Annotated in this window: 22 protein-coding genes and 1 tRNA gene; 17 read left to right on the top strand and 6 right to left on the bottom strand. The window is 64.0% G+C overall.

Features of this window, described 5'->3' with window-relative positions:
* Positions 1-236 precede the first annotated feature (236 nt).
* From BRA471DRAFT_RS22855 to BRA471DRAFT_RS22815, 9 genes are all read left to right on the top strand, one after another.
* Positions 237-3,728 carry an indolepyruvate ferredoxin oxidoreductase family protein gene (locus BRA471DRAFT_RS22855; protein ID WP_007611537.1) on the top strand — a complete coding sequence of 1,164 codons (3,492 nt, stop codon included), beginning with the start codon at positions 237-239 and terminating at the stop codon, positions 3,726-3,728.
* 391 nt (positions 3,729-4,119) lie between these two features.
* Positions 4,120-5,277 carry a thiolase domain-containing protein gene (locus BRA471DRAFT_RS22850; RefSeq protein ID WP_007611536.1) on the top strand — a complete coding sequence of 386 codons (1,158 nt, stop codon included), beginning with the start codon at positions 4,120-4,122 and terminating at the stop codon, positions 5,275-5,277.
* A complete protein-coding gene (locus tag BRA471DRAFT_RS22845) occupies positions 5,277-5,666 on the top strand; it encodes a Zn-ribbon domain-containing OB-fold protein (protein WP_007611535.1) in 390 nt (129 codons plus the stop codon). The genes BRA471DRAFT_RS22850 and BRA471DRAFT_RS22845 overlap by 1 nt, the downstream gene beginning before the upstream one ends.
* A 149-nt stretch (positions 5,667-5,815) precedes the next feature.
* The gene (locus BRA471DRAFT_RS22840) at positions 5,816-6,676 is read left to right on the top strand and encodes a MaoC family dehydratase (RefSeq protein ID WP_007611534.1); all 861 of its coding nucleotides are present in this window, start codon (positions 5,816-5,818) and stop codon (positions 6,674-6,676) included.
* 123 nt (positions 6,677-6,799) lie between these two features.
* Positions 6,800-7,678, top strand: coding sequence for an SDR family oxidoreductase (locus BRA471DRAFT_RS22835; protein ID WP_007611532.1), 879 nt, complete (start codon positions 6,800-6,802; stop codon positions 7,676-7,678).
* Between the two features lie 124 nt (positions 7,679-7,802).
* The gene (locus BRA471DRAFT_RS22830; protein WP_007611531.1) at positions 7,803-8,756 is read left to right on the top strand and encodes a dihydrodipicolinate synthase family protein; all 954 of its coding nucleotides are present in this window, start codon (positions 7,803-7,805) and stop codon (positions 8,754-8,756) included.
* 4 nt (positions 8,757-8,760) lie between these two features.
* Positions 8,761-9,576, top strand: coding sequence for a hypothetical protein (locus BRA471DRAFT_RS22825; protein WP_007611530.1), 816 nt, complete (start codon positions 8,761-8,763; stop codon positions 9,574-9,576).
* A gap of 80 nt (positions 9,577-9,656) precedes the next feature.
* Positions 9,657-10,583 (top strand): DMT family transporter, encoded by a 927-nt coding sequence (locus tag BRA471DRAFT_RS22820; RefSeq protein WP_007611528.1) that lies wholly within the window; start codon positions 9,657-9,659, stop codon positions 10,581-10,583.
* Positions 10,584-10,706: 123 nt separating this feature from the next.
* Complete coding sequence (locus tag BRA471DRAFT_RS22815) at positions 10,707-13,394, top strand: PAS domain S-box protein (RefSeq protein ID WP_007611525.1); 2,688 nt, start codon at positions 10,707-10,709, stop codon at positions 13,392-13,394.
* Positions 13,395-13,492: 98 nt separating this feature from the next.
* Here BRA471DRAFT_RS22815 and BRA471DRAFT_RS22810 read toward each other — a convergent pair whose 3' ends face one another.
* Positions 13,493-13,843 carry a GrlR family regulatory protein gene (locus BRA471DRAFT_RS22810; RefSeq protein WP_007611523.1) on the bottom strand — a complete coding sequence of 117 codons (351 nt, stop codon included), beginning with the start codon at positions 13,841-13,843 and terminating at the stop codon, positions 13,493-13,495.
* 257 nt (positions 13,844-14,100) lie between these two features.
* Here BRA471DRAFT_RS22810 and BRA471DRAFT_RS22805 point away from each other — a divergent pair, with 257 nt between their 5' ends.
* Positions 14,101-14,598 carry a hypothetical protein gene (locus tag BRA471DRAFT_RS22805; protein ID WP_007611518.1) on the top strand — a complete coding sequence of 166 codons (498 nt, stop codon included), beginning with the start codon at positions 14,101-14,103 and terminating at the stop codon, positions 14,596-14,598.
* A 50-nt stretch (positions 14,599-14,648) separates the two neighbouring features.
* Here BRA471DRAFT_RS22805 and BRA471DRAFT_RS22800 read toward each other — a convergent pair whose 3' ends face one another.
* Entirely contained in the window at positions 14,649-15,032 is a 384-nt protein-coding gene (locus BRA471DRAFT_RS22800; RefSeq protein ID WP_007611517.1) for a VOC family protein, read from the bottom strand.
* A 179-nt stretch (positions 15,033-15,211) separates the two neighbouring features.
* Here BRA471DRAFT_RS22800 and BRA471DRAFT_RS22795 point away from each other — a divergent pair, with 179 nt between their 5' ends.
* From BRA471DRAFT_RS22795 to BRA471DRAFT_RS22785, 3 genes are all read left to right on the top strand, one after another.
* Positions 15,212-15,781: a hypothetical protein gene (locus BRA471DRAFT_RS22795; protein ID WP_007611516.1), complete on the top strand. Its 570-nt coding sequence runs from the start codon at positions 15,212-15,214 to the stop codon at positions 15,779-15,781.
* Between the two features lie 161 nt (positions 15,782-15,942).
* Complete coding sequence (locus tag BRA471DRAFT_RS22790) at positions 15,943-16,476, top strand: hypothetical protein (protein WP_007611515.1); 534 nt, start codon at positions 15,943-15,945, stop codon at positions 16,474-16,476.
* 151 nt (positions 16,477-16,627) lie between these two features.
* Positions 16,628-16,704 (top strand) — tRNA-Arg (locus tag BRA471DRAFT_RS22785).
* Positions 16,705-16,764: 60 nt separating this feature from the next.
* On the opposite strand, the gene BRA471DRAFT_RS22780 is transcribed toward BRA471DRAFT_RS22785, so the two are convergent.
* The 3 genes from BRA471DRAFT_RS22780 to BRA471DRAFT_RS37055 all read right to left on the bottom strand — a co-directional run bounded on the left by BRA471DRAFT_RS22780 (position 16,765) and on the right by BRA471DRAFT_RS37055 (position 18,430).
* Complete coding sequence (locus BRA471DRAFT_RS22780; RefSeq protein ID WP_007611514.1) at positions 16,765-17,730, bottom strand: helix-turn-helix domain-containing protein; 966 nt, start codon at positions 17,728-17,730, stop codon at positions 16,765-16,767.
* A gap of 135 nt (positions 17,731-17,865) precedes the next feature.
* Positions 17,866-18,000, bottom strand: a complete 135-nt coding sequence (locus BRA471DRAFT_RS40030) for a hypothetical protein (RefSeq protein WP_256375665.1) — start codon at positions 17,998-18,000, stop codon at positions 17,866-17,868.
* A gap of 157 nt (positions 18,001-18,157) precedes the next feature.
* Positions 18,158-18,430, bottom strand: coding sequence for a hypothetical protein (locus BRA471DRAFT_RS37055; RefSeq protein ID WP_007611512.1), 273 nt, complete (start codon positions 18,428-18,430; stop codon positions 18,158-18,160).
* A gap of 314 nt (positions 18,431-18,744) precedes the next feature.
* On the opposite strand from BRA471DRAFT_RS37055, the gene BRA471DRAFT_RS22775 reads away from it, so the two are divergent.
* Positions 18,745-19,206 carry a host attachment protein gene (locus BRA471DRAFT_RS22775; RefSeq protein WP_007611511.1) on the top strand — a complete coding sequence of 154 codons (462 nt, stop codon included), beginning with the start codon at positions 18,745-18,747 and terminating at the stop codon, positions 19,204-19,206.
* Positions 19,207-19,241: 35 nt separating this feature from the next.
* On the opposite strand, the gene BRA471DRAFT_RS22770 is transcribed toward BRA471DRAFT_RS22775, so the two are convergent.
* Positions 19,242-19,505, bottom strand: coding sequence for a hypothetical protein (locus tag BRA471DRAFT_RS22770; protein WP_007611510.1), 264 nt, complete (start codon positions 19,503-19,505; stop codon positions 19,242-19,244).
* Positions 19,506-19,794: 289 nt separating this feature from the next.
* Between BRA471DRAFT_RS22770 and BRA471DRAFT_RS22765 the strand changes: the two genes are divergently transcribed.
* From BRA471DRAFT_RS22765 to BRA471DRAFT_RS22755, 3 genes are all read left to right on the top strand, one after another.
* Entirely contained in the window at positions 19,795-20,241 is a 447-nt protein-coding gene (locus BRA471DRAFT_RS22765) for a hypothetical protein (protein WP_007611508.1), read from the top strand.
* 101 nt (positions 20,242-20,342) lie between these two features.
* Positions 20,343-21,215 (top strand): DMT family transporter, encoded by an 873-nt coding sequence (locus tag BRA471DRAFT_RS22760; protein WP_007611506.1) that lies wholly within the window; start codon positions 20,343-20,345, stop codon positions 21,213-21,215.
* Positions 21,216-21,312: 97 nt separating this feature from the next.
* The gene (locus tag BRA471DRAFT_RS22755) at positions 21,313-22,056 is read left to right on the top strand and encodes a hypothetical protein (protein WP_007611505.1); all 744 of its coding nucleotides are present in this window, start codon (positions 21,313-21,315) and stop codon (positions 22,054-22,056) included.
* The last annotated feature ends 13 nt before the right edge of the window (positions 22,057-22,069 follow it).

Below are 22,069 nucleotides of genomic sequence, written 5' to 3'. Positions count from 1 at the left end.
GGCGTCAATTCGTTGCGCGACGGCGGGGGTATGGTGACACAAAATGAAAATCGCGGATGCCAATGCAGCCACGAAATTGCGATTTTTACCCGGCGCTGCCTTTGGTCCAGAATTGTGATGCGGAGCGTGAAATATCCGACATAGAGTGGCGGAAATGGTCGGCGCGCCCTAGCTAAAAACAACGGGCAGGCAACGGCTTAAGCAGCCAAGCGCTCAAAAGGGCGGAAGAGGACATAATGGGCATCAACCAGGGTCCGATCAGTCTCGATCAGAAATACACCCAGGACACCGGACATATTTTCACGACCGGCATTCAGGCCCTGGTCCGCCTGCCGATGGCCCAGATCCGGCGCGACCGTGCCGCGGGGCTGAACACCGCGGGCTTCATCTCCGGCTATCGCGGCTCGCCGCTCGGCGGCTATGACCAGCAGCTGTTCGCCGCGCGCAAGCATCTCGAGCAGTACAACATCAAGTTCCAGCCCGGCGTGAATGAGGACCTGGCCGCGACCGCGGTCTGGGGCTCGCAGCAGCTCAACCTCTCGCCCGGCGCGCAGTATGACGGTGTGGTCGGCATCTGGTACGGCAAGGGCCCCGGCGTCGATCGCTGCGGCGACGTCTTCCGCCACGGCAATGCCGCGGGCTCCGCCAAGAACGGCGGCGTCCTGTGTCTGGCCGGCGACGACCACGGCGCAAAATCCTCAACGGTCCCGCATCAATCCGACCACGCCTTCATGTCGGCGCTCATGCCCTATCTCTACCCGTCGAGCGTCCACGAAATGATCGAGATGGGCCTTCTGGGTATTGCGATGTCGCGCTATTCGGGCTGCTGGGTCGGCATGAAGGTGATCACCGAGACGGTGGAGACCACCGCCGAGATCGACCTCACCGACGAGATGACGCCGTTCGTGATCCCGACCGATTTCGAGATGCCCGAAGGCGGCCTCAATCTGCGCTGGCCCGACGACCGCTTCGCCCAGGACCGCCGCCTGCAGGACTACAAGGGCTTTGCCGCGATCGCCTTTGCGCGCGCCAACAAGGTCAATCGCATCACCATGGACTCGCCGAACGCCCGCTACGGCATCATGGCGTCCGGCAAGAGCTACGAGGATATCCGGCAAGCACTGCGCGAGCTCGGCATCACGCCCGAGGTCGCCGCCAAGATCGGGCTTCGATTGTACAAGATCGGCATGCCCTGGCCTCTGGAGCCGGAAGGCGTCAGGCAGTTCGCCGTGGGTCTCGAGGAAATCTTCATCATCGAAGAGCGCCGCGAGATCGTGGAGAACCAAGTGAAGCAGGAGCTGTTCAACTGGCGCGACGACGTCCGTCCTCGGATCATCGGCAAGATGGACGACCACGACAAGCGCTTCCTCCCCTTTGCCGAAGAACTCAGCGTCGCCTCGCTGGCGAGTTCGCTCACAGAGCGTCTGCTTCGACTTGATCTCAATCCCGAAATTGCAACGATGCTGCGCGCCAAGGCCGATTGGTTCAACGGCCGCCAGGCGTCGCAAATGCAGGCGACCGCGCCTGTCGCCCGCACCCCGTATTTCTGCTCCGGCTGCCCGCACAACACATCGACCAAGGTGCCCGAAGGCAGTCGCGCCTTTGCCGGCATCGGTTGCCACTTCATGGCCCTGTGGATGGATCGCTCCACCGAGACCTTCACACACATGGGGGGCGAGGGTGTGCCGTGGGTCGGCGTTGCCCCCTTCACCAAGGAAGAGCACGTGTTCGCCAATCTCGGCGACGGCACGTATTTCCACTCCGGCAGCCTCGCGATCCGCCAGGCGATCGCCTCCGGCGCCAACATCACTTACAAGATCCTCTATAACGACGCGACCGCGATGACCGGCGGCCAGCATGTCGACGGCGAATTGTCGCCGCAGCAGATCACCTTCCAACTCCACAGCGAAGGCATCCGCGAGATCTATCTGGTCTCCGAAAATCCCGACGCCTATCCGGCGAACGAGATCGCGCCCGGCGTCAAGACAGCGCATCGTGACGAGCTCGACGCGGTCCAGAAAACGTTGCGCAAGGTCAAGGGCGCGTCCGCGATCGTCTTCGTGCAGACTTGCGCCGCGGAGAAGCGCCGCCGCCGCAAGCGCGGCACGATGGAAGATCCGGCGCGCCGTGTGCTGATCAATCCCGCGGTGTGTGAAGGCTGCGGCGATTGCTCGGTGCAGTCGAACTGCATTTCGGTCGAGCCGCTGGAGACCGAGTTCGGCCGCAAGCGCGCCATCAACCAGTCGACCTGCAACAAGGATTATTCCTGCGTCAAAGGCTTTTGCCCGTCCTTCGTCACCGTGGACGGCGGCAAGATGCGCAAGCGCGCGCCGGCGGGCGTTGGCGATATCGGCGCGCTGCCCGAGCCGGCATCGCGCCCGAACCTGGACAAGCCCTACAACATCGCGGTCGGCGGCGTCGGCGGGACCGGCGTGCTGACCATCGGCGCGCTGCTCGGCATGGCCGCCCATATCGAGGGCAAGGCCTCGATGATCCTCGACATGTCGGGCCTGGCGCAAAAGGGTGGGGCGGTGCTGAGCCACGTCCGTCTGTCCGATCATCCGGCCGAGGTGACCTGCTCGCGCATCGTCACCGGCACGGCCGATGTCGTGCTCGCCGCCGATGAGGTGGTCGCGGTTGCCAAGGACACCATCTCGCTTTGCGACAGCAGCCGCACCCGCGGCATCATCAACAGCCACGTCATCCCGACCGCCGACTTCGTCCTCAATCGCGATTTCAACTTCCAGACCCGCAAGCTGAATGGGTTGCTGGAAACCGCGCTGCACAAGGACTCGGTGTTCTTCGACTTCACCAAGCCGGCAGAGCAGCTCCTCGGCGACAGCATCGCCACCAACATGATGATGATGGGGTATGCCTATCAGAAGGGCCTCTTGCCGTTATCGGCGGAGGCGATCGAGCAGGCGATCGAGGTCAACGGCGTCTCGATCAAGATGAACAAGGAAGCGTTCAGGCTCGGCCGGCTCGCCGTCGCCGATCCCGCACGACTTGCCGACATGCTGAAGGGAACTGATGAGGCCGTTGCGCCCAGGACCCTGGACGCCATGACGCTCGACGAGCTCGTCGAGCATCGCGCCAGGCATCTCACCGCCTATCAGAACGGCCGGCTGGCCAAGCGCTACCGCAAGCTGGTGGACCAGGTCAGCGACGCCGCCAGGCAGGGCGGCTATGACGAGGCGTTGACGCGCGCCGTTGCGGTCAACTACGCCAAACTGCTGGCCTACAAGGACGAATACGAAGTCGCGCGCCTTTACTCCGACGGTGCGTTCGAAAAGCAGCTCCGCGATCAGTTCGAAGGCGACTTCAAGTTCAACTTCAATCTGGCGCCGCCTATTCTCAGCAGGGGCGTCGATGCGCTCGGCCGCCCGAAGAAGCGCGCGTTCGGCCCGTGGATGCTTCCGGTGTTCCGCGTGCTGGCGAAATTCAAGTTCCTGCGCGGTACGCCGCTCGACATCTTCGGTCGTAGCGCCGACCGCAAGCTCGAACGCGACCTGATCGTAGGTTACGAGAAGGACGTCGCCACCGTGCTCGGCCTGCTGTCGCCGCTCACGATCGACACCGCGGTGGAGCTGCTGTCGTTGCCCGACCGCATCCGCGGCTACGGCCCAGTGAAGGAGAAGGCCGTCGCGGACGCCAAGGCCCGCTACGCCCAGCTCGCCGCCGATTTGGCCAACCCGCCGCCCGCGCCGAGGCAGATCGCGGCGGAGTAGAATTTGTGGGGTGGGGGTCGCTAATCCACCCACCAAATTCCTGTTGGAAATCAACCACCCTTCTACTGTGCATGGGGTTGTTTTCGCGAAAAAGGGTTTTTCGATAAAACGAAATTACTTGTGCCGTCGGGCAAAACACCTTTAAGGTTCTGCCCGTCGTTCCCGTCATTGCGAGCGCAGCGAAGCAATCCAGAAATGCGTCCGCGGAAAGATTCCTGGATTGCTTCGCTGCGCTCGCAATGACTGCTCCGGAAGCAGAGGCGCTCCGACCGCACCGTCCACTTGCGCGAACCCGCTGCCCTCTCGCCCGGCGGAATATTTCCGCGCTTGCCAACAGGGCAGCAGCGGTTCAGAAAAAACCGGAAGTGAGACACGCCAGCGGAGACCTTATTTGACCATCAAGGGCAAGGCCTACATTGCCGGGATCTACGAACACCCGACCCGGCATGCACCGGACAAATCCACCGCGCAGCTCCATGCCGAGGTCGCCAAAGGCGCGATCGAGGATGCCGGGCTCAGCAAGGACGATGTCGACGGCTATTTCTGCGCGGGCGACGCCCCGGGCGGCGCCTGGCCGATGGTCGATTATCTCGGCCTGAACACCAAGAAACTCCGCCATGTCGATTCCACCGAGACCGGCGGCTGTTCTTACATCATCCATCTCGGCCACGCCGCTGAAGCGATCGCCGCGGGCAAGTGCTCGATCGCGCTGATCACGCTGGCCGGCAAGCCGCGCACCGGCGCGATGCCGCCGCGCGCGGCCGGCGCGGAAGCCGATTTCGAGACGGCTTATGGCGCGACCACGCACAATGCATACGGCATGTGTGCCATGCGCCACATGCACGACTATGGCACCACCAGCGAGCAGCTCGCCTGGATCAAGGTCGCGGCCTCGCACCACGCGCAATACAATCCGCATGCGATGCTGAAGGACGTCGTCACCGTCGAGGATGTCCTGAACTCCCCGATGATCTCCGATCCCTTGCACCGCATGGATTGCTGCGTCGTCTCCGACGGCGGCGGCGCGCTGATCGTGACCACGCCCGAGATCGCAAAAAGCCTGAAGAAGCCGCTGGTCAGACTGATCGGCCACGGTGAGGCGATGAAGGGCCCGCGCGGCGGCAAGGATCTCGACCTCACTTACTCCGCCGGCATCTGGTCCGGCCCGCGTGCCTTCGAGGAGGCCGGCATCACGCCGAAGGACATCAAATACGCCTCGATCTACGACAGCTTCACCATCACCGTCTTGATGCAGCTTGAGGACCTCGGCTTCTGCAAGAAAGGCGAGGGCGGCAAGTTCGTCGCCGACGGCAATTTGATCTCGGGGGTGGGCAAGCTGCCGTTCAACACCGATGGCGGTGGTCTCTGCAGCAACCATCCTGTCAACCGCGGCGGCATGACCAAGATTCTCGAGGCCGTGCGGCAACTGCGCGGCGAGGCGCATCCGAAGGTGCAGGTCAAGAATTGCGATCTCGCCATCGCCCACGGCACCGGCGGCCTGCTCGGCGTCCGCCACGCCGCCTCGACTGCCATTCTGGAGCGCGTGTGATGAGCGAAGCCAAGAAATATCCGGCGCCGGTGACGAACCCCGAAACTGCCGCGTTCTGGGACGCCGCCAAGCAGGGCAAGTTCATGATCAAGCGCTGCACCGCCTGCGGCGAGGCGCACTACTTCCCACGCGCGATCTGCCCGTTCTGCTACTCCGACAAGACGGTGTGGGAAGAGTCTTCGGGCGAAGGCACGATCTACACTTACAGCTTGATGCGGAAGTCGCCGACCGGTCCTTACGCGATCGGCTACGTCACGCTGAAGGAGGGGCCGTCGCTCCAGACCAATTTCGTCGATTGCGATCTGACGACGTTGAAGATCGGCCAGAAGGTGAAGGTGGTGTTCAAGCCGACCGACGGCGCGCCGCTGCCGTTCTTTACGCCGGCGTAGGGCGGTCCTCATCCTGAGGGGCTTGCGAAGCAAGCGTCTCGAAGGATGGCCACGACAAGAAAGCGTTTCGGGCATCCTCATGGTTCGAGACGGCGCAAGAGCGCCTCCTCACCATGAGGATGAGCACCACGGGGAGGAAAACAGCAAAAATGTCCGCCAGATACGACGAACTCAAAGGCCTCAAAAACCTCGGCCAGAAATATGCCTACACCGACCGCGAAGTGATGCTCTACGCCTACGGTATCGGGCTCGGCGCTGATCCGATGGACGAAAACGAGCTAGCCTTTGTCAACGAGGGCACGCTGACGCCGCGGCCGCTCAAGGTGGTGCCGACCTTTGCGTCCGTTGCCGCATGGGGCGCAGGGCCCGGCGAGATGAACCTCAACCGCGTGATGGTGGTGGATGGTGAGCGCGACATCACCTTCCACCAGTCGCTGCCGGTGGCCGCGCACATCACCGCCGATTCCTCCGTGGTCGAAGTCTACGACAAGGGCAAGGAAAAGGGCGTCGTCATCAGCCACCAGACCGTGCTCAAGAACGAGAAGGGCGAGAAGCTGGCGACGCTGGTTGCCTCGCGCTTCGCCCGCGGCGATGGCGGCTTTGGCGGGCCGAACCTGACCCAGCCGGATCCGCACAAGATCCCCTCGCGCGCACCCGACAGGACCATCGACATCGTCACGCGCCCCGACCAGGCGCTGGTCTATCGTCTCTGCGGCGACCGCAACCCGCTGCACTCCGATCCCGAATTCGCGAAGAAGGCCGGCTTCCCGCGCCCGATCCTGCACGGCATGTGCACCTACGGCATCACCTGCCGCGGCGTGCTCCAGACCTATGCCGACTACGACGCCTCCGCCTTCCGTCAGCACGTCGCGCGGTTCTCCTCGCCGGTGTATCCCGGTGAGACCGTGACCATGGACCTCTGGAAGGACGGCAGCGTGATCTCGTTCGAAGCCAAGGTGAAGTCGCGCGGCGTCACCGTGATCAAGAACGGCAAGACGGTGTTGGCGTAGCCTCCGCTGTCATTCCGGGGCGCGCGAAGCGCGAACCCGGAATCTCGCGCTACAACCTCCGGATTCCGGGTTCAGCGCTGCGCGCTGCCCCGGAATGACAATAGAAACCAGGGAGACGCCACCATGGGACTACTCGACGGCAAGGTTGCGCTGATCACCGGCGCGGGCGGGGGACTCGGTGAGGCCTACGCAAAGCTGTTCGCGCGGGAAGGGGCCTCCGTCGTCGTCAACGACCTCGGCGGTCCCCGTGACGGCTCCGGCGCCGACACATCGATGGCGCAGCTCGTGGCGGATGCGATCAAGGCCGAGGGCGGCAAGGCGGTCGCCAATGGTGCCGACATCTCCACCATGGAAGGCGGCCAGTCGGTGTTCGACGACGCCATCAAGCATTTCGGCCGCGCCGACATCCTCGTCAACAATGCCGGCATTCTGCGCGACCAGACCTTCGCCAAGGCCTCTGAGTCCGACTGGGACAAGGTCATCAAGGTGCATCTGAAGGGCACCTTTTGTTGCACCATGCCGGTGTTTCGCTGGATGCGGGAAAACGGCGGCGGCGTCATCGTCAACACCTCCTCGACCTCGGGCCTGATCGGCAATTTCGGCCAGAGCAATTACGGCGCGGCCAAGGGCGGCATCTGGGGCCTGTCCAACGTGCTGGCGATCGAGGGCCGCAAATACAACATCCGGATCTGGACGCTTGCACCGGGCGCGCTGACCCGCATGACCGCAGACCTGCCCCGCTATAAGGAGAACCCCGGCGCGGCGTTGGGGCCGGACGGCATCGCGCCGGCCGTGCTATACATGGTGAGCGACTTGTCCGGCGACCAGACCGGCAAGGTGCTGGGCGTGTCCGGGCCCCGCGGCGTGCGCGAAATGCGGATGATGGAAATGGACGGCTGGAAGCCGCCGCACACGGGCTGGAACGCCCGCGACATCGCCGATCATGCCGAGGAGATCTTCTTCTCCGAAGAGCAGATCAAGATGGGAGCGCGGCGGTTTTGACAGGCCGTCATCCCGGGGCACGCGAAGCGTGAGCCCGGGATCCATGGTAAAGCACGCGCAGCAGATAAATGGATTCCGGGCTCATGCTTCGCACGCCCCGGAATGACCGAGGAAGAGAGACCCAATGAAACTCACCGCCGACGCCAAGGGCACCTTCGCAATCGCGCCGACGCCGTTCCACGATGACGGCCGGATCGACGAGCGCTCGATCGACCGCCTAACCGATTTCTACGAGGAGGTCGGCTGCGACGGCGTCACGGTGCTGGGGATCCTCGGTGAGGCGCCGAAGCTCGATGCCGCCGAGGCCGAGCAGGTGGCGGTACGCTTCATCAAGCGCGCCAAGAAGATGCAGGTGATCGTCGGCGTCTCCGCGCCGGGTTTTGCCACCATGCGCTCGCTGGCGAAGGCATCGATGGAGGCCGGTGCAGCCGGTGTGATGATCGCGCCGCCGCCGTCGTTGCGGACCGACGACCAGATCATCGGTTATTACAAGCAGGCAGCCGAGGCGATCGGCCCCGACGTGCCCTGGGTGCTCCAGGACTATCCGCTGACCTTGTCGGTGGTGTTCACCCCCGCCGTGATCCGCAAGATCGTCACCGACAATCCGAACTGCGTGATGCTCAAGCACGAGGACTGGCCGGGGCTGGAAAAGATCTCGGCGCTGCGCAATTTCCAGAAGGACGGCTCGCTGCGGCCGCTCTCGATCCTCTGCGGCAATGGCGGGCTCTTTCTCGACTTCGAGATGGAGCGCGGCGCCGACGGCGCCATGACCGGCTATGCCTTCCCCGAGCTTCTGATCGACGTCGTGCGCCTTTCGAAGGAAGGCAAGCGCGACGCCGCCCATGATCTGTTCGACGCACATCTGCCGCTGATCCGCTACGAGCAGCAGCCCGGCGCTGGTCTTGCCGTGCGCAAATACGTGCTGCAGAAGCGCGGTATCATCGCCTCCAGCGCCCAGCGCAAGCCCGGCGCCACCATCACGCCGGCGGCGAAGGCAGAGGTCGAGTACCTGCTGTCGCGCGTCGCCCGCGTCGACAAGCGCGCCAATCTCGGCCCGCAATCCAGCGCCGCAGGTTAATCGAATGGCCGAGGCATCAGCATCACGCCCTGCGTCGACGATCCTCCTGCTGCGCGACGGCGCGAAGGTCGACGGCAAGAGCCGCGACGAAATTGAAGTATTCATGATGGTCCGCCATCATCAGATCGAGTTCAATTCGGGCGCGCTGGTGTTTCCCGGCGGCAGCGTCGATGCCGGTGATCAGGAGATCGTCAAGCGCTCCGACTTGTATTCGGGCGGCGAGGGCCTGAGCGAAGCGGACCGCGGGTTTCGGATCGCCGCGATCCGCGAGACCTTTGAGGAAAGCGGCATCCTGCTGGCGCGGTCGAAGGATTCGGGCACGCCGGTCGATGCCAGGCGCGCCGGCGAGATTGCGGAGGCGCATCGCGTCGCGCTCAACGAGCACAAGATCAGCTTTCTGAGCATTCTGGCCGACAACGAACTTCAGCTCGCGCTCGATACGCTCGTGCCTTACGCGCACTGGATTACGCCCGAGGGCATGCCAAAACGTTTCGACACCTGGTTCTTCCTTGCGGCGGCACCGCCTGACCAGCTCGGCGCCCATGACGGCAGGGAATCCACCGACTCGATCTGGGTCTCGCCGCGCGAGGCGGTGGAGGGCGGCGAGAGCGGCCGCTTCAAGCTGCCGTTCCCGACCACGCGCAATTTGATCCGGCTCGCCAAGCAGTCGAGCGTGAGCGCCGCGCTCGAGCACGCCCGCGGCATGTCCGTCGTGACGGTGATGCCTGTCATGACCAAGACCGAAACCGGCCGTCAGCTCCGCATTCCCCGCGAGGCCGGCTATGACGGCGAGGTGTTCGAGGTCGGTGCGATCGGCTAGGACACTTCGATACAAAACGAAGTATTGGCGAGGGCAGACGCGCTAGGTTCCGTCCCTGACAACGGGACGGGACGCGCGATATGGCCAACCGGCAGGACAATCGGCAGGACAACAACATCGCCGTCGAGCTGGCGCTGCTGCTCGCGCTCGCGACGCTCTGGGGCGGCTCCTACACCTTCATCAAGCTCGGCGTCGCCACCATTCCGCCGATCACGCTGATCGCGGCGCGCACCACGATTGCGGGCCTGCTGCTGCTCGCGATCATGTGGGCGCGGGGCATCAGGATGCCGACGGATGCCGCGACCTGGCAACTCTTTGCCTTCCAGGCCGTGCTCAACAGCGTGATCCCCTGGACGTTGATCGCCTGGGGCGAGCGCCACGTCGATGCCGCGCTCGCGACCATCCTCAACTCGGCCGGCCCGATCTTCACCTTCCTGCTCACGGCCGTTGTGACGCGTCACGAGGCGACGACACCGCGAAAGCTGATCGGCGTGGTCGCCGGCATGGCCGGCATCCTGCTGATCGTCGGCGTCGATGCCATCCATGATGTCGGAAGCGGCCTCGTCGCGGAGGCCGCCATCGTTGCCGCCACCATCTGCTACGCCTGCGCCGCGATCTTCGGTCGCAGCTTCAAGGGCCTCGATCCCATGGCGCCCGCGGCCGGCTCCTTGCTGGCGGGGGCAGCGGCGCTGATCCCGGCCTCGGTTATCGTCGAGCAGCCCTGGACACTGTCGCCTTCGCTGAGTTCCGTGCTGGCACTGCTCGCGCTGGCAACCTTCTCGACCGCCGCGGCCTTCGTGATCTATTTCCGCCTGATCCAGACCCTGGGCTCGGTCGGCACCACCGCGCAGGCCTATCTCCGCGTGCCGATCGGGGTCGCCATCAGCGTCGCCTTCCTCGGCGAGACCCTAAGCCGGACCGCCTGGATCGGCCTTGCCTGCGTCGTCCTCGGCGTCGCCGCCATGACCATCCCGGCCCGGCGGCCGGCCGGCGTCAAAACGTCATAGAACCGGGCCAAGGAGGGCGGCAGGGCTTCAATATTAAGGATATTCGGCGGCGAGAGGCATGTTCCCCCGGGACCGCAATACGTCGTATATTGGAGCTCAAATAGCCGGGTCCTCACATTACCAATGTCCGCTGAATTGACGCCGACCCCTGAGAAAAAGCGAACATTCTCGCTCTCCATCGGCCAGCTCACCTTCGGCAGCTTCCTTCTGGTGCTGGCGGTGATCATCGTCACCTCGACCGCGAGCGTGATCGCAATCCGGCACATCGACACGACCTTCGCCGAGCTGCAGCGGCTGCAGAGCGTCGGCGACCTCGCCGAAGACATCGACCGCCGCATGAACGAGCTGCGGCTCGCCGCGCGCGACTTCGTCACCGATCCCGGCGCCGGCATCCAGTTCAAGCAGGTGGGCGAGGCGGCCTCGACGCTCAGCGACATCCTGAAGAAGACCCGCATCGAGCTCGTGCCCGAGCAGCAGGATATGATCGACGGCGTCAGCGAGCGGCTTGCGACCTATCGCAGCGGCCTGGAGCGGATCTCGACCTTGATCGATCGCCGCGCCCAGCTGCTTGCCGGCCTGCCGCCGCTCCGCGACCAGTTCGACGCGGCTGTCTCCGGCACCGCGGACCGAGAGCTGGCGTCCCGCCTGTCGGAAGCGCAGAGCCGGATTGCGCTCGGGTTGCTTGCGCGCAACCCGTCTGCGGCCGAGCAGGCGGCCCAAAGCATGCGGGCGATGGGCGTCACTGATCCCAAGCTCAGATCGGCCGTCAACGACTACGCCGAGGCCATCATCGCGGTCGCTGTCCGTGAACGGCAGATCGCCGACATCGATCGCGAGGTGCTGGGAACGGAGGGCCGGCTGATCGGCCGGGTCACCGAATTGCTGCGCGAGGTCAGTGCCCGGCGCGGTCACGTGCTGTCGCGCGACTTTGCCCGCACGCTGACGGAGGCGCGCTGGCAGAGCATCGTGCTCGGTACCATCGGCGTGCTGATCGGCATTCTCGCGGCCGGCTTCGTGGTGCGGCGGACAGTCCGTCCGCTCGCCCAGATCGCGCGGTCGATCCGCGCGCTCGCAGCCGGCGAGAAGAACACCTCGATCCCGTCCGCCGACCTCGACAATGAGATCGGCGACATCGCACGCGCGGCCGAAGTGTTCCGCCGCGCGCTGGAGGAGGCCGACACGGCGCGCGAGGCGGCGGTGCGCGCACTGACCGAGCAGCGCCTCGCGGAAGAGAGCTACCGGAAACTGTTCGAGGGCTCGGTCGACGGCATCTACGTCACGACGCCGGCCGGCGACCTCCTCAACGCCAATCCGGCGCTGGCGCGGATGATGGGCTATGATAGCCCGCAGCAGCTGATCGACAGCATCAACGACATCGCCCATACCATCTACGTCAATCCCGAGGCGCGCGTCGAATATCAGCGGCTGATGGCACGCGACGGCATGGTGCGCGAGTTCGAATACCAGGTGCGCCAGCGCGGCGGCGACATCCTGTGGCTGTCCGACAGTGCCACCGGCGTCTGCGACGAGGCCGGCAACATCGTCCGCTACGAGGGCACGCTGCGCGACATCACCGACCAGAAGCGCGCGGAAGACGCCATCGCCGAAGGACGGCGCCTGCTCCAGCAGGTCATCGACACCGTGCCCGCGGTCATCAACGTCAAGGACCGCGACCTGCGCTACGTGCTGATGAACCGTTACATGGCCGGCATCTTCGGCATCGAGCCCGGCGATGCGCTCGGCCGCACCACGGCCGACCTGATGTCGCGCTACGGCGCGGCGAAGTCCGACGAGAGCGACAAGCGCGTACTGACGCTGCGAAAAGGTCTCGGCTTCTACGAAGAGGAGTACATTGATTCTTCCGGCCACATGCGGCAATGGCTCGTCAACAAGCTGCCGCTGCTCGATGCAGAAGGCGAGATCGAGCGGATCGTCACCGTGGCGCTCGACATCGGCGAGCGCAAGCGCGGCGAGCAGGAGATGAGGAAAGCCAAGGAATCCGCCGAGACCGCGCTGCGCAATCTGCGCGAGACCCAGGCCTCGCTGATCGAGGCGGAGAAACTGGCGGCGCTCGGGCGCCTCGTCGCCGGCGTCGCACACGAAGTCAACAATCCCGTCGGCATCAGCCTCACGGTCGCCTCCGCGCTGGAGCGCAAGACCGCGATGTTCACCGCCGAGGTCGAGCGGGGCGAGCTGCGCCGCTCCACGCTCAACGACTTCCTCCACACCAGCCGCGACGCGTCCTCGCAGCTCGTCTCCAATCTCAATCGCGCCGCCGAGCTGATCCAGTCGTTCAAGCAGGTCGCCGCCGACCGCAACTATTCGGACCAGCGCAGCTTCGATCTCGGTGACCTCACCGAGCAGGTAGTGATGAGTCTGCGGCCGGGCCTTCGCAAGCACAATCTGACGCTCAATGTCGAGTGCCAGCCTGATCTGACCATGAACAGCTATCCGGGACCGTACGGCCAGGTGCTGACAAATCTGTTTCTCAATGCGGTGGCGCACGCCTTCCCGGACGGCCGGCCGGGGACCATCGACATCCAGGTGCGCGAGTCCGGCAAGGACAATGTCGAGATCATCTTCTCCGACAATGGCTGCGGCATGTCGCTCGACGTCCGCCGTCGTGCCTTCGATCCGTTCTTCACGACGCGCCGCGACCAGGGCGGCACCGGCCTCGGGCTGCACATCGTCTACAGCATCGTCACAAACAGGCTCGGCGGACGGCTCGATCTGGATTCCGAACCGGGCAGCGGCACGCGTATCCAGATCATCCTGCCGCGCGTGGCGCCCCTCGAGCAGGCCGCGGAATAGCTCGAGCGTTCTCGAGCGAATTGGATGCCGGTCCGTGTGAAGAAAGCGCGTCGAAACAACAATTGAGAGCTTTGGTTGATTCGATCAGAACCGAAGCTCTAGTCGGCCTCTGCAAGCTTGTGCAGCGTCGCGCCGAAAATCTGGCTGGCCTTGCCGACCAGCGCGGTGCCCATCATGTCCCCGCGCGTCTCCGTGAAGGTGCCGCTGACGCCGATGCCGACCGCGGCAGGGCCGCCGAACAGCGGATTGTCGTCACCCCGCGGCGAGGTGTGACGCTGGACCAGCACCTCGCCCTTGAAGGTGTTGTCCTTCACCGTGTAGCTGCCGGTGTAATAGAGGTAGGCATCGCCGCCAAGAATCTTGCCGTCGCGAAAAAGAATCACGCCGCTGCCCTTGCCGACCCGACCATCGAGCAGGTTCACGTGAATCGAATAGAGGCCGTTCTTCATAACGTCCCGAGGCCGGCCGCCATCGCCCAATGGCGCAACCGGTAGGGCATTTATGCCAAAGGGGATGCGGCCACGCAACGCGGGAGTTTGGCCGCCGGCCTTGCGAGCCTGCCCGTGAGCCGTAGTTGTCCCGGCTTGTCTATGACACCGCCATGACGGTCTGATCATGAAGCGAGGCCAGTCGTTGCGAATCAAGTTGGCCCGCGAAATGCATAACCATTGTTGCACTGGCCGCGGGGTGCTGGAGCAAGACAAACGTGAGCAACTGGATCGATTCCGGCGGCGAGAAGCCGCGTCTGTACAGTGTGCGTCCCACGATTTGCGAAACACGACAACGGCGGACTGGCGGCGCGGCACGCTGGCGAAGCGTGGCGAGCCTCGCTTGCGCCCTGGCGCTGATCGCACTCGCAGCCCCCTTCGGGCACGCGCGCGACCGCGGCCAGTTCGTCAACACCAATGCCGAATTGAAAGCCTGGTTCGACGGACTGCGAAGCGGCAAGGGGCCTTGTTGCTCCGATGCCGACGGCTCGGCGCTCTCGGACACCGACTGGGACAGCAAGGACGGGCACTATCGGGTCCGCGTCCCGCGTTATGGCTACGTGATTGACGGCCGACCGCAGGAGCTCGTCTGGGTCGACGTACCCGAGGAGGCCGTGATCTCGGAGCCGAACCGGGTGGGGCGCACCATGGTCTGGCCGATCTACGGCTACATGGGCGTCGCGGTCCGCTGCTTCATGCCCGGCAGCATGACTTAGGCACGCGGGCCGGCAACGTCGCCCGGTGAGCCGATGCGGCGCGCGCCGTGTCAGGTGTATTTCTTGTCGCGCTCGAGCAGCTCGATGGAGATGCCTTCGGGGCCGCGGATGAAGCAGATGCGCACGCCGGGGCGGATCGTGGTCGGTTCGCGCGTGAAGGTGACGCCCTTGGCCTTGATCTCGGCGGCGACGGCATCGATGTCCTTCACCGTGAGACCGAAATGGTCGAGGCCCTGATGCGGGTGCGGCGGCGGCGGGTGGACCGCGTTGTCGCGCTCGAGTGGCGCAATGAAGATCCTTGCGCCGCCGAGGTTCACGTCAATCCGTCCGGGCGCTTGCATGATCTCGCCACCAAGGATGTCCCGCAGCCAGGCCGCCGTGGCCTCCGGATCAGGGCTGCGCAGATGGACGTGATCCCAAGTGACGATTGGCATTTCATGTTCTCCCGACGGGTCTTGATGTTGCAGCGCATGTTAGCGGCCTCGGCCGGTGACCGCCACCGCCCTTGCCGACTCGACAGCTGCGCGGGAACCTTAGTTCGTCTTCCGGATTAAGGTAAGCAGTGGCCGAATCCGTTGTCGAACGTGCTTCCGCCGCGATCGGTGAGGCAACCATGAACGCTGGGTTTGACCGCATCGGGATAGGGCGTCTCGCCGGAACCGGCGAGCGACTGGCGCGGGCGGTGACGATAGCGAGCGTTTCATTTGCGCGAGGCCTGCTGTGGCTGTTGGCGGCCATCATCGTCGGTTGCGGCATCTGGATGCTGCTCCCTCTTGCCAAAGGCAACAGCGCCGAACCGGTGAGGTCTGAGGTGGCGGCGGTCGAGACTGCGTCTTCGGGCGATGCGGCCGCCGCGTCGCCGCCTTCCGAAGCTCAGATTCCGACAATGGCCGAACTCGGTCGGATCAGGATTTCATCTCAGACGTGGCGCCGCGGCGGCCTTGGCTCGAAGGCGTTGGTGACGCTCACGCTGCGCAACGACAACGACTATGCCGTAAAGGATGTCGAGATCGTCTGCGCTTTTGCGCGGCGCGATGGGAGTCATCTCACCGACCGCAGCCGCGTTCTAACGGACCCTGTCGGCATGAAGAGCCGCAAGACTTTTGCGCGCATTCCTGTCGGTTTCGTCAACGTGAATGCCGATCAGGCGAAGTGCTCGCTTGTGGCAGCACGTCGGACATAAGGCCGGCATTGCCGGGTAGCGGAAAAGTTACTGTCCTGGGGGCTTGGCCGAAAAACTTGGCGTCGCCATTTGAACCGAACGGCTGGGGCCAGGAACCAATTAAGTGATCGCCTGCTAAGGCGGAGAGCCCACGCGGGGATGCGGCGGGCGGAGCGTGGCCAATGCCCATCTTTCGGTATTTCTTCTTTGTCGGGGGAGCCTTGCTCGCACTGCTGTTCGCGGCGAACTACGCTCTGCCAACTTCGGCTGTGACGCAGGCTATCGCAACAGCAAGCAACGAACAGCCGTTGATCCGGATCCGGTCCGATCGCCACCTGCCGGAGCGTGTCGTACTCGACACCAGTCAGCCGACTCTTGCCGCCCCTGCGGTGAAGATCGCCGCCGTCGCGGCTCCCCAGCCGCCCGTGGAGGGCATGTCACCGGCCTTCGCCGAAATTACAGCCAAGGCGCGGGTCCGCGAGACTTTCGCCCAATTCACGCCGGCCGCGAAGGCCGGTACCGCTACGGCCAAGAAGTCCGAAGCCAAGACGCAAATTCAGGCGCAGGCGCAGCTTCCTCAGGCCCAGCCACTTCAGACCCCAGCGCAGCAGCCCAAGCGCAAGGTCGCCAGAACGCATCCGGTGCCGCAGCAGGGGCGGCCGATGATGGTGATGGCCCAGCAGCCGCATTTCGGCTTCTTCAACAGCACCTGGTAAGAGCGGGTCTGACCCGTCTCGAATCGGGGCGGAAGGGCTTTTTATTGGCCGGCCTCTCTGCTAATTCGAACCCATCCGAACGTTGTCCGACCTGCTGGCTCGCCAGCAGCGATCTGAGGCGTCTCGGTTGCGGCCCAATCTCTGGGCCAGGGCGCTCGTAGCTCAGCTGGATAGAGCATCGGATTTCGATTCCGAGGGTCGGGAGTTCGAATCTCTCCGAGCGCGCCAATTCCGGATATGTTCCGAAGAGGGCGCTGACAACAACGACCGCCGCAGGGGGCTGCCTGGTCAGCCCGCCGTCGGACCGGCTTGCCGACCCCGCGCCAGCGTGTCGGACGGCGCTTCGTGGAAGGTCGCGCGGTAAGCTGCGGCAAACTCCCCCAAATGGTGAAAGCCTTGGGCGCGCGCGCATGTGGTGACGGTGGCGCCGCCGCCCTTGAGAAGGCGAGACCGGGTCGCCCACAATTTTTTCAGGCGAATGTACTGGTGCAAGCTCATGCCGCGCACCTTGCTGACGGCGCCGCCGAGCGTCCGGATCGAGACGCCGAACTCGCCGGCGAGATCGGCTGTATAGATCGGAGCAGTCGGATGTGCCGCGACGTAATCGTCGATCCGCTGCACGAGTTTGATCGACCGCTCGCCCTGGACGGAGGCACTCCGGTCCGAAAGCGGATCGATGCGAAACAGATCGTCGAGCGCGAGCAGCAGGCCTTCCTGGAGATGGGCGGCGACCTCGGTCGTTTCGAACAGGGCCGGCTGCACCGACGCGGTTCGCAGAATGTCGAGCAGGAGCTGGCGTATGTGGAGCAAAGCGGGGCGGTTCGCGCCAAAGGCCCGCAAATCGTCCGCCTGATCGAACCAGCCCCGGTCACTCAGGCCAGGTGAGAAGATGATCATCGCATGATGATTGGTCCGGCGCTCGACGAAATGGCATTCATCGCTGCCGCGGAGCGCGATGAAGAAACGCGCGTCCAGATCAATGCCCTTGGAATTGACCTGAAGGTCGTCTGTCATGGGCAGGATCACCATCCCGCCGGGCATCCGATAGGCCGCGTCGAGGATGCGCGCGAACGAGCGCATCATGACGATGCGGCAGCCGGGCAGGGAGACGACGGCGCGAGCCGCCGCGAAATTCTGGACGTCGAGCGGAATGCTTCTGGCGTCCTCCATCGACTCGATCGGCCGAAACGCATCGACGTCGGCAAAGCCGATCAATTGAAGCGCCGAGGAAGGGGCGAGGGCGTCGAACAACATGGGTGTGGCCGGTTGCCGCAATGTGACAATCAAATGAACGTCAGTACATCGCCATCAATGGCGAAACATCGCGCTTCAGTAAACCGGATTCCGGGCCGTAGTATTGCGGACATCATGGCATGAAGCCCGTCGTCGTCAACGGTCTCGCGTCATCGGCTGGCCGGTGGCGAGGTCGATGAAATGCAGCCGCGTGCAGGCGGGACAGGCGAAGGAGGCAAAGCTCTGCGCCTCCTGTTTCTGTTGCTTCTCGAGATGGGTCTGCACATTCATGCCCGTCTGGGGACATCGAAAAACGATCAAGTCGACCATCTTCGGAGAATGACGGCGTGGCGGATTTCGTCTTTGATCTAGATCAGTTTTGGAATGACTCCAGACCACCATCCTTGATCTCGCAAAGGCGAAGGGGCCCCGGAGGGCCCCTTTAAAATCACCAGCGGCGGTAGCGTGGTCCGTAGTAGCGAGGCCCACCATAGAAGCGCGGTGCATATCGGGGACCGTAGTAGGGCCGCGGCGCGTAGTATCCATAGTAGTTCGGGCGCCAGAAACAGCGTCCCCAGGCGTCACAGACCATGCGGACCTGCTCGACGTCCGAGACCTGCGGCGTCGCGGGAGCAGGCGCGATGGGCATGGCGGACGCCGCCGATGATGCAACCAACGCACCCAACAGGGACGCGGCGAGGAGGCCAATTCTAAGCTTCATGATGTCTTTCTCCGCTTACGCAATACAGGGATATCGAAGTTTGTTCTGATCAAATTGTGGCGGGACCGAAATGTAATGCTGATGAACAGGTCATCAGCCAGCCCGCCGCAGGCCTGACCTTTGGCTCCGGGAAACTATCCCAGGTTCGGCTCTTGACCAATGCTGCGCTTGCGTTTGCGTCCCCGCAGGACATTGCCGCCATCCTTGATCCCGCGCAATTCATCGGTGCGGCTTCGTCCCTAAGCTTGGCGTCGTGGCCAGCCTTTCGAGCATTTCGAAGCGCTGGCTCGCGAGGTCGCTTTGGAGCTGTGCAAATGGACAAAATGAGAATCGACAAGGGTGACTGGCTGGTCGTGTGCGACGGGCGCAAGGCGCTCATTCTGGAAAACCTCGGCGACGAGATGTTTCCGAACCTCCACACCAGGGAGGTGCACGAACAGCCCAATCCCGCGACTGCTGCGCAAGGGACCGACGCGCCGGGCAGGCTCCATGGCGCGGCCGGCAGCGCGCGCAGCTCGGTGGAGCAGACTGATTGGCACGACGAGGCCGAGCGCGCCTTCCTGCGCAGCCTGGCCGGACGGCTCGATGCCGCCGTCAGCTCAGGCGAGACCTCGGCCTTGACCATGGTGGCCTCGCCGCGTGCGCTTGGGATGATTCGCGCCGACTATTCGGATGTGGTGCGCAAGGCACTCCAGGGCGAGGTTGGCAAGGACCTCGTCAAACTGCCGGTCTACGAGATCGAGAAGCAATTGCTGCTGTCGGGCGCCGCCAAATAGCGGCCCCCCCCCCGCAGAGGACGCGCCTGCGCCACTCAGAAGCAGGGGTGCCGGCGGCGGTCCTGGCCGACATAGGCGGCTGCGCTCTGGTAGCAATGGTTGGTCGACGGGCCGTCGTAAAAGGCGAACGTTCCGGGCGTGATGCCGGGCCCGTAATTGTGCAGATAGCTGATCGGGTAGGGCAATGGGCTCGTGTAGTGGCGGTGGTACCGGTGATGTCCCCGCGCCTCTGCGAGTCCAGGGGCAAGGATGGCGGCCGACAGGGCAGCAATCGCGGCTACAAGCTTCAACTTGCTCATCTCGAATCTCCGGAACCCGCACGAATAGGTCAGCCGTTTATAGCCAGTTCGGCCCGCCGGAACACCCGTCTGCAGCCCGGAAATCGGGGCCAATCCCGCAGATTCCCGGGTGGGTGTGACAGAATTGCCGGTTCTGTGGTCCAGACTTGCCCATTTTTGGCCTTTTCGAGATGCTTAACGAATTCCCCACACAAGTGTGACCAAACAGAATTAGCTCAAGACTCCTGTTGCCGGCTTCTTGGGGTCCATAGGCCGGTCCATTCCTGAAGGCTTTCGCCGTCACCTCGCCATGCGCATCACGCTTCTGAGCCTGCTGTTGCTCTCGGTCGTCGCCGCCACGCCGGCGCGGGCCGAGCTGCACATCACCCGCGACCACGGCGGCTATGTCGAGGAGTACAAGGCCAAGTACAAGCGCGTCCGCGAGAAGGGCGAGCGCGTCATCATCGACGGCATCTGCAACTCGGCCTGCACCCTGGTGCTCGGCATCGTGCCGATGAACAAGATCTGCGTGACGCCGCGCGCCAGCCTCGGCTTCCATCAGGCCTACTACGACAAGGCCTTCACCTTCGGCATCAAAGTCACCAGCGCGGAGGGGACGTCCGACCTGATGGCCTACTACCCCGATACGGTGAAGGACTGGATTCGCCGCAATGGCGGGCTCACCACCGACATGAAAAAGATCAAGAACGGCATCGAGCTCTGGAAGATCATCGATCCCTGTCCGGACGAATGGTGAGCGGCTGAACCGTCCCGTCCGTCGCAGCGCAGCATCGTCTGGACGAAATTGGCCGAAATTCGCATTGCCGCATTGGCCCCCGGTGGGGCAATGAGGCGGCAATGAACCATAATCAAGAAGCCCTGACCGCCCGTGCCGCGCCAATCCTGTTCGTCCTGCTCTGGAGCACGGGCTTCATCGGCACCAAATACGTCGTCAACAATGCCGATCCCCTGACCTACCTCGCCATCCGCATGGCGTTCGTGGTTGGTCTGATGGCGATCATCGCTGCCGTTGCGCGACCGAAATGGCCGGACCGTATCGGCATCGCGCACAGCGCGGTCGCGGGCATTCTCGTCCATGGCTTCTATCTCGGCGGCACCGCAATCGCGATCGCGCACTCGATTCCGGCCGGGCTCTCCGCGCTCATTCCGGGCCTCCAGCCGATCCTGACCTCGACCATCGCCAACCGCTGGCTCGGAGAGAAGGTGACGCCGGTGCAATGGGCGGGGCTCGTGCTTGGCCTCGGCGGCGTGGTGCTGATCCTGCACGGCCGTCCCATGACCGGCGAAGCCGGGCTCGGCTGGCTCGCCTCCGTGGTCTCGCTGATCAGCATCACGCTCGGCACGCTCTATCAGCGTCGCTACTGCAACCACATCGACTGGCGCGCCGGCAATCTCGTACAGTACGTGTCCGTCACGATCTTCTTCGCGATCGGCGCGTTCCTGTTCGAGGACCGCGTGGTGCACTGGACGCGCGAGTTCATGCTCGCGCTGGCCTGGCTCGCCGTGGCGCTCTCGATCGGATCGATCGGGCTGCTGTACTGGCTGATCCGCCACGCCGCCGCCACCTCTGTTGCAAGCCTGTTCTATCTGGTGCCCGCCGTGACGGCGCTGATGGCTTATCTGCTGTTCGGAGAAAAGCTCGATGCGCTGGCGATCGTCGGCATGGTGATGTGCGCGGCCGCGGTGTTCGTGGTCAACCGACGCTTCTAGGACCGGCGAGCCGGGCGCCGGAATACATCCCTGACGTGCGCGGCAAGATCGTGCTACGGTGGACACATTTCAGTGCCCCTTTCACAGGTGATTTTCCATGAAGAAGGCGAGACGCGCATTGCTTGGCAGGTCCCTGAAGCCAGTCCGGATTGCCTGCATCAACTACGCCGAGCCGATGATTAGCGGTCGCAAGATGTCCAGGCTCACAGCGGCGCTCCAGAAATGCTACGACAAGCACTTCCTGCCGGTGTGGGGCTATCCGGTCGACCTCTATGTCACCGAAAAGCCGAAGCCGGGTGACTGGCAGCTGGTCTATTTTGACGAGGCCTCCCACAAGAACATGCTCGGCCGCCATGAGCTGACGCATCGCCGCCAGCCGATCTCAAAGATCTTCGTCAAGGCGTTGGGCGACGAGCCCGTCAGCGTGGCGGCCTCGCACGAGCTGTTCGAGATGGTGCTCGATCCCATGGCCAATCTCTGGGCCGACAAAAACCCGAACACCCAATATGCCTATGAGGTGTGTGACGCCGTGGAAGAGGACACCTTCTTCGTAGCCGGCTTTGAGATGTCGAACTTCGTCTATCCCTCCTGGTTCGAACCCTTCAAGCACCCCCGCGGCACGAAGTTCGACCACATGGGATCGCTCAAGGAGCCGTTCTCGATGACCGAGGGGGGCTACGTCATCAAGAAGGTGAACGGCAGGAGATTGATCAAGCAGTTCGGCTCACCCGAGAAGCGCCGGCGCTTCAAGGCCGAGGACCGGCGCGGCCATCGCAGCGAATTTCGCGATCCGCAAGGCGAGCATCACCCGGGCCGGCGCGCAGCCAAGCGGCGAGGGTAGGTATCGCTGGAGC

The organism is Bradyrhizobium sp. WSM471, from assembly GCF_000244915.1.
GTDB lineage: Bacteria > Pseudomonadota > Alphaproteobacteria > Rhizobiales > Xanthobacteraceae > Bradyrhizobium.
This window is presented reverse-complemented; position numbering and strand designations above follow the sequence as displayed.

Bases quoted from the DNA above. Each gene is read 5' to 3' on its own strand.
- BRA471DRAFT_RS22855 (WP_007611537.1), top strand. From the start codon at position 237: ATGGGCATCAACCAGGGTCCGATCAGTCTCGATCAGAAATACACCCAG.
- BRA471DRAFT_RS22845 (WP_007611535.1), top strand. From the start codon at position 5,277: ATGAGCGAAGCCAAGAAATATCCGGCGCCGGTGACGAACCCCGAAACT.
- BRA471DRAFT_RS22840 (WP_007611534.1), top strand. From the start codon at position 5,816: ATGTCCGCCAGATACGACGAACTCAAAGGCCTCAAAAACCTCGGCCAG.
- BRA471DRAFT_RS22835 (WP_007611532.1), top strand. From the start codon at position 6,800: ATGGGACTACTCGACGGCAAGGTTGCGCTGATCACCGGCGCGGGCGGG.
- BRA471DRAFT_RS22830 (WP_007611531.1), top strand. From the start codon at position 7,803: ATGAAACTCACCGCCGACGCCAAGGGCACCTTCGCAATCGCGCCGACG.
- BRA471DRAFT_RS22825 (WP_007611530.1), top strand. From the start codon at position 8,761: ATGGCCGAGGCATCAGCATCACGCCCTGCGTCGACGATCCTCCTGCTG.
- BRA471DRAFT_RS22820 (WP_007611528.1), top strand. From the start codon at position 9,657: ATGGCCAACCGGCAGGACAATCGGCAGGACAACAACATCGCCGTCGAG.
- BRA471DRAFT_RS22815 (WP_007611525.1), top strand. From the start codon at position 10,707: ATGTCCGCTGAATTGACGCCGACCCCTGAGAAAAAGCGAACATTCTCG.
- BRA471DRAFT_RS22810 (WP_007611523.1), bottom strand. From the start codon at position 13,843: ATGAAGAACGGCCTCTATTCGATTCACGTGAACCTGCTCGATGGTCGG.
- BRA471DRAFT_RS22800 (WP_007611517.1), bottom strand. From the start codon at position 15,032: ATGCCAATCGTCACTTGGGATCACGTCCATCTGCGCAGCCCTGATCCG.
- BRA471DRAFT_RS22795 (WP_007611516.1), top strand. From the start codon at position 15,212: ATGAACGCTGGGTTTGACCGCATCGGGATAGGGCGTCTCGCCGGAACC.
- BRA471DRAFT_RS22790 (WP_007611515.1), top strand. From the start codon at position 15,943: ATGCCCATCTTTCGGTATTTCTTCTTTGTCGGGGGAGCCTTGCTCGCA.
- BRA471DRAFT_RS22780 (WP_007611514.1), bottom strand. From the start codon at position 17,730: ATGTTGTTCGACGCCCTCGCCCCTTCCTCGGCGCTTCAATTGATCGGC.
- BRA471DRAFT_RS40030 (WP_256375665.1), bottom strand. From the start codon at position 18,000: ATGAATGTGCAGACCCATCTCGAGAAGCAACAGAAACAGGAGGCGCAG.
- BRA471DRAFT_RS37055 (WP_007611512.1), bottom strand. From the start codon at position 18,430: ATGAAGCTTAGAATTGGCCTCCTCGCCGCGTCCCTGTTGGGTGCGTTG.
- BRA471DRAFT_RS22775 (WP_007611511.1), top strand. From the start codon at position 18,745: ATGGACAAAATGAGAATCGACAAGGGTGACTGGCTGGTCGTGTGCGAC.
- BRA471DRAFT_RS22770 (WP_007611510.1), bottom strand. From the start codon at position 19,505: ATGAGCAAGTTGAAGCTTGTAGCCGCGATTGCTGCCCTGTCGGCCGCC.
- BRA471DRAFT_RS22765 (WP_007611508.1), top strand. From the start codon at position 19,795: ATGCGCATCACGCTTCTGAGCCTGCTGTTGCTCTCGGTCGTCGCCGCC.
- BRA471DRAFT_RS22760 (WP_007611506.1), top strand. From the start codon at position 20,343: ATGAACCATAATCAAGAAGCCCTGACCGCCCGTGCCGCGCCAATCCTG.
- BRA471DRAFT_RS22755 (WP_007611505.1), top strand. From the start codon at position 21,313: ATGAAGAAGGCGAGACGCGCATTGCTTGGCAGGTCCCTGAAGCCAGTC.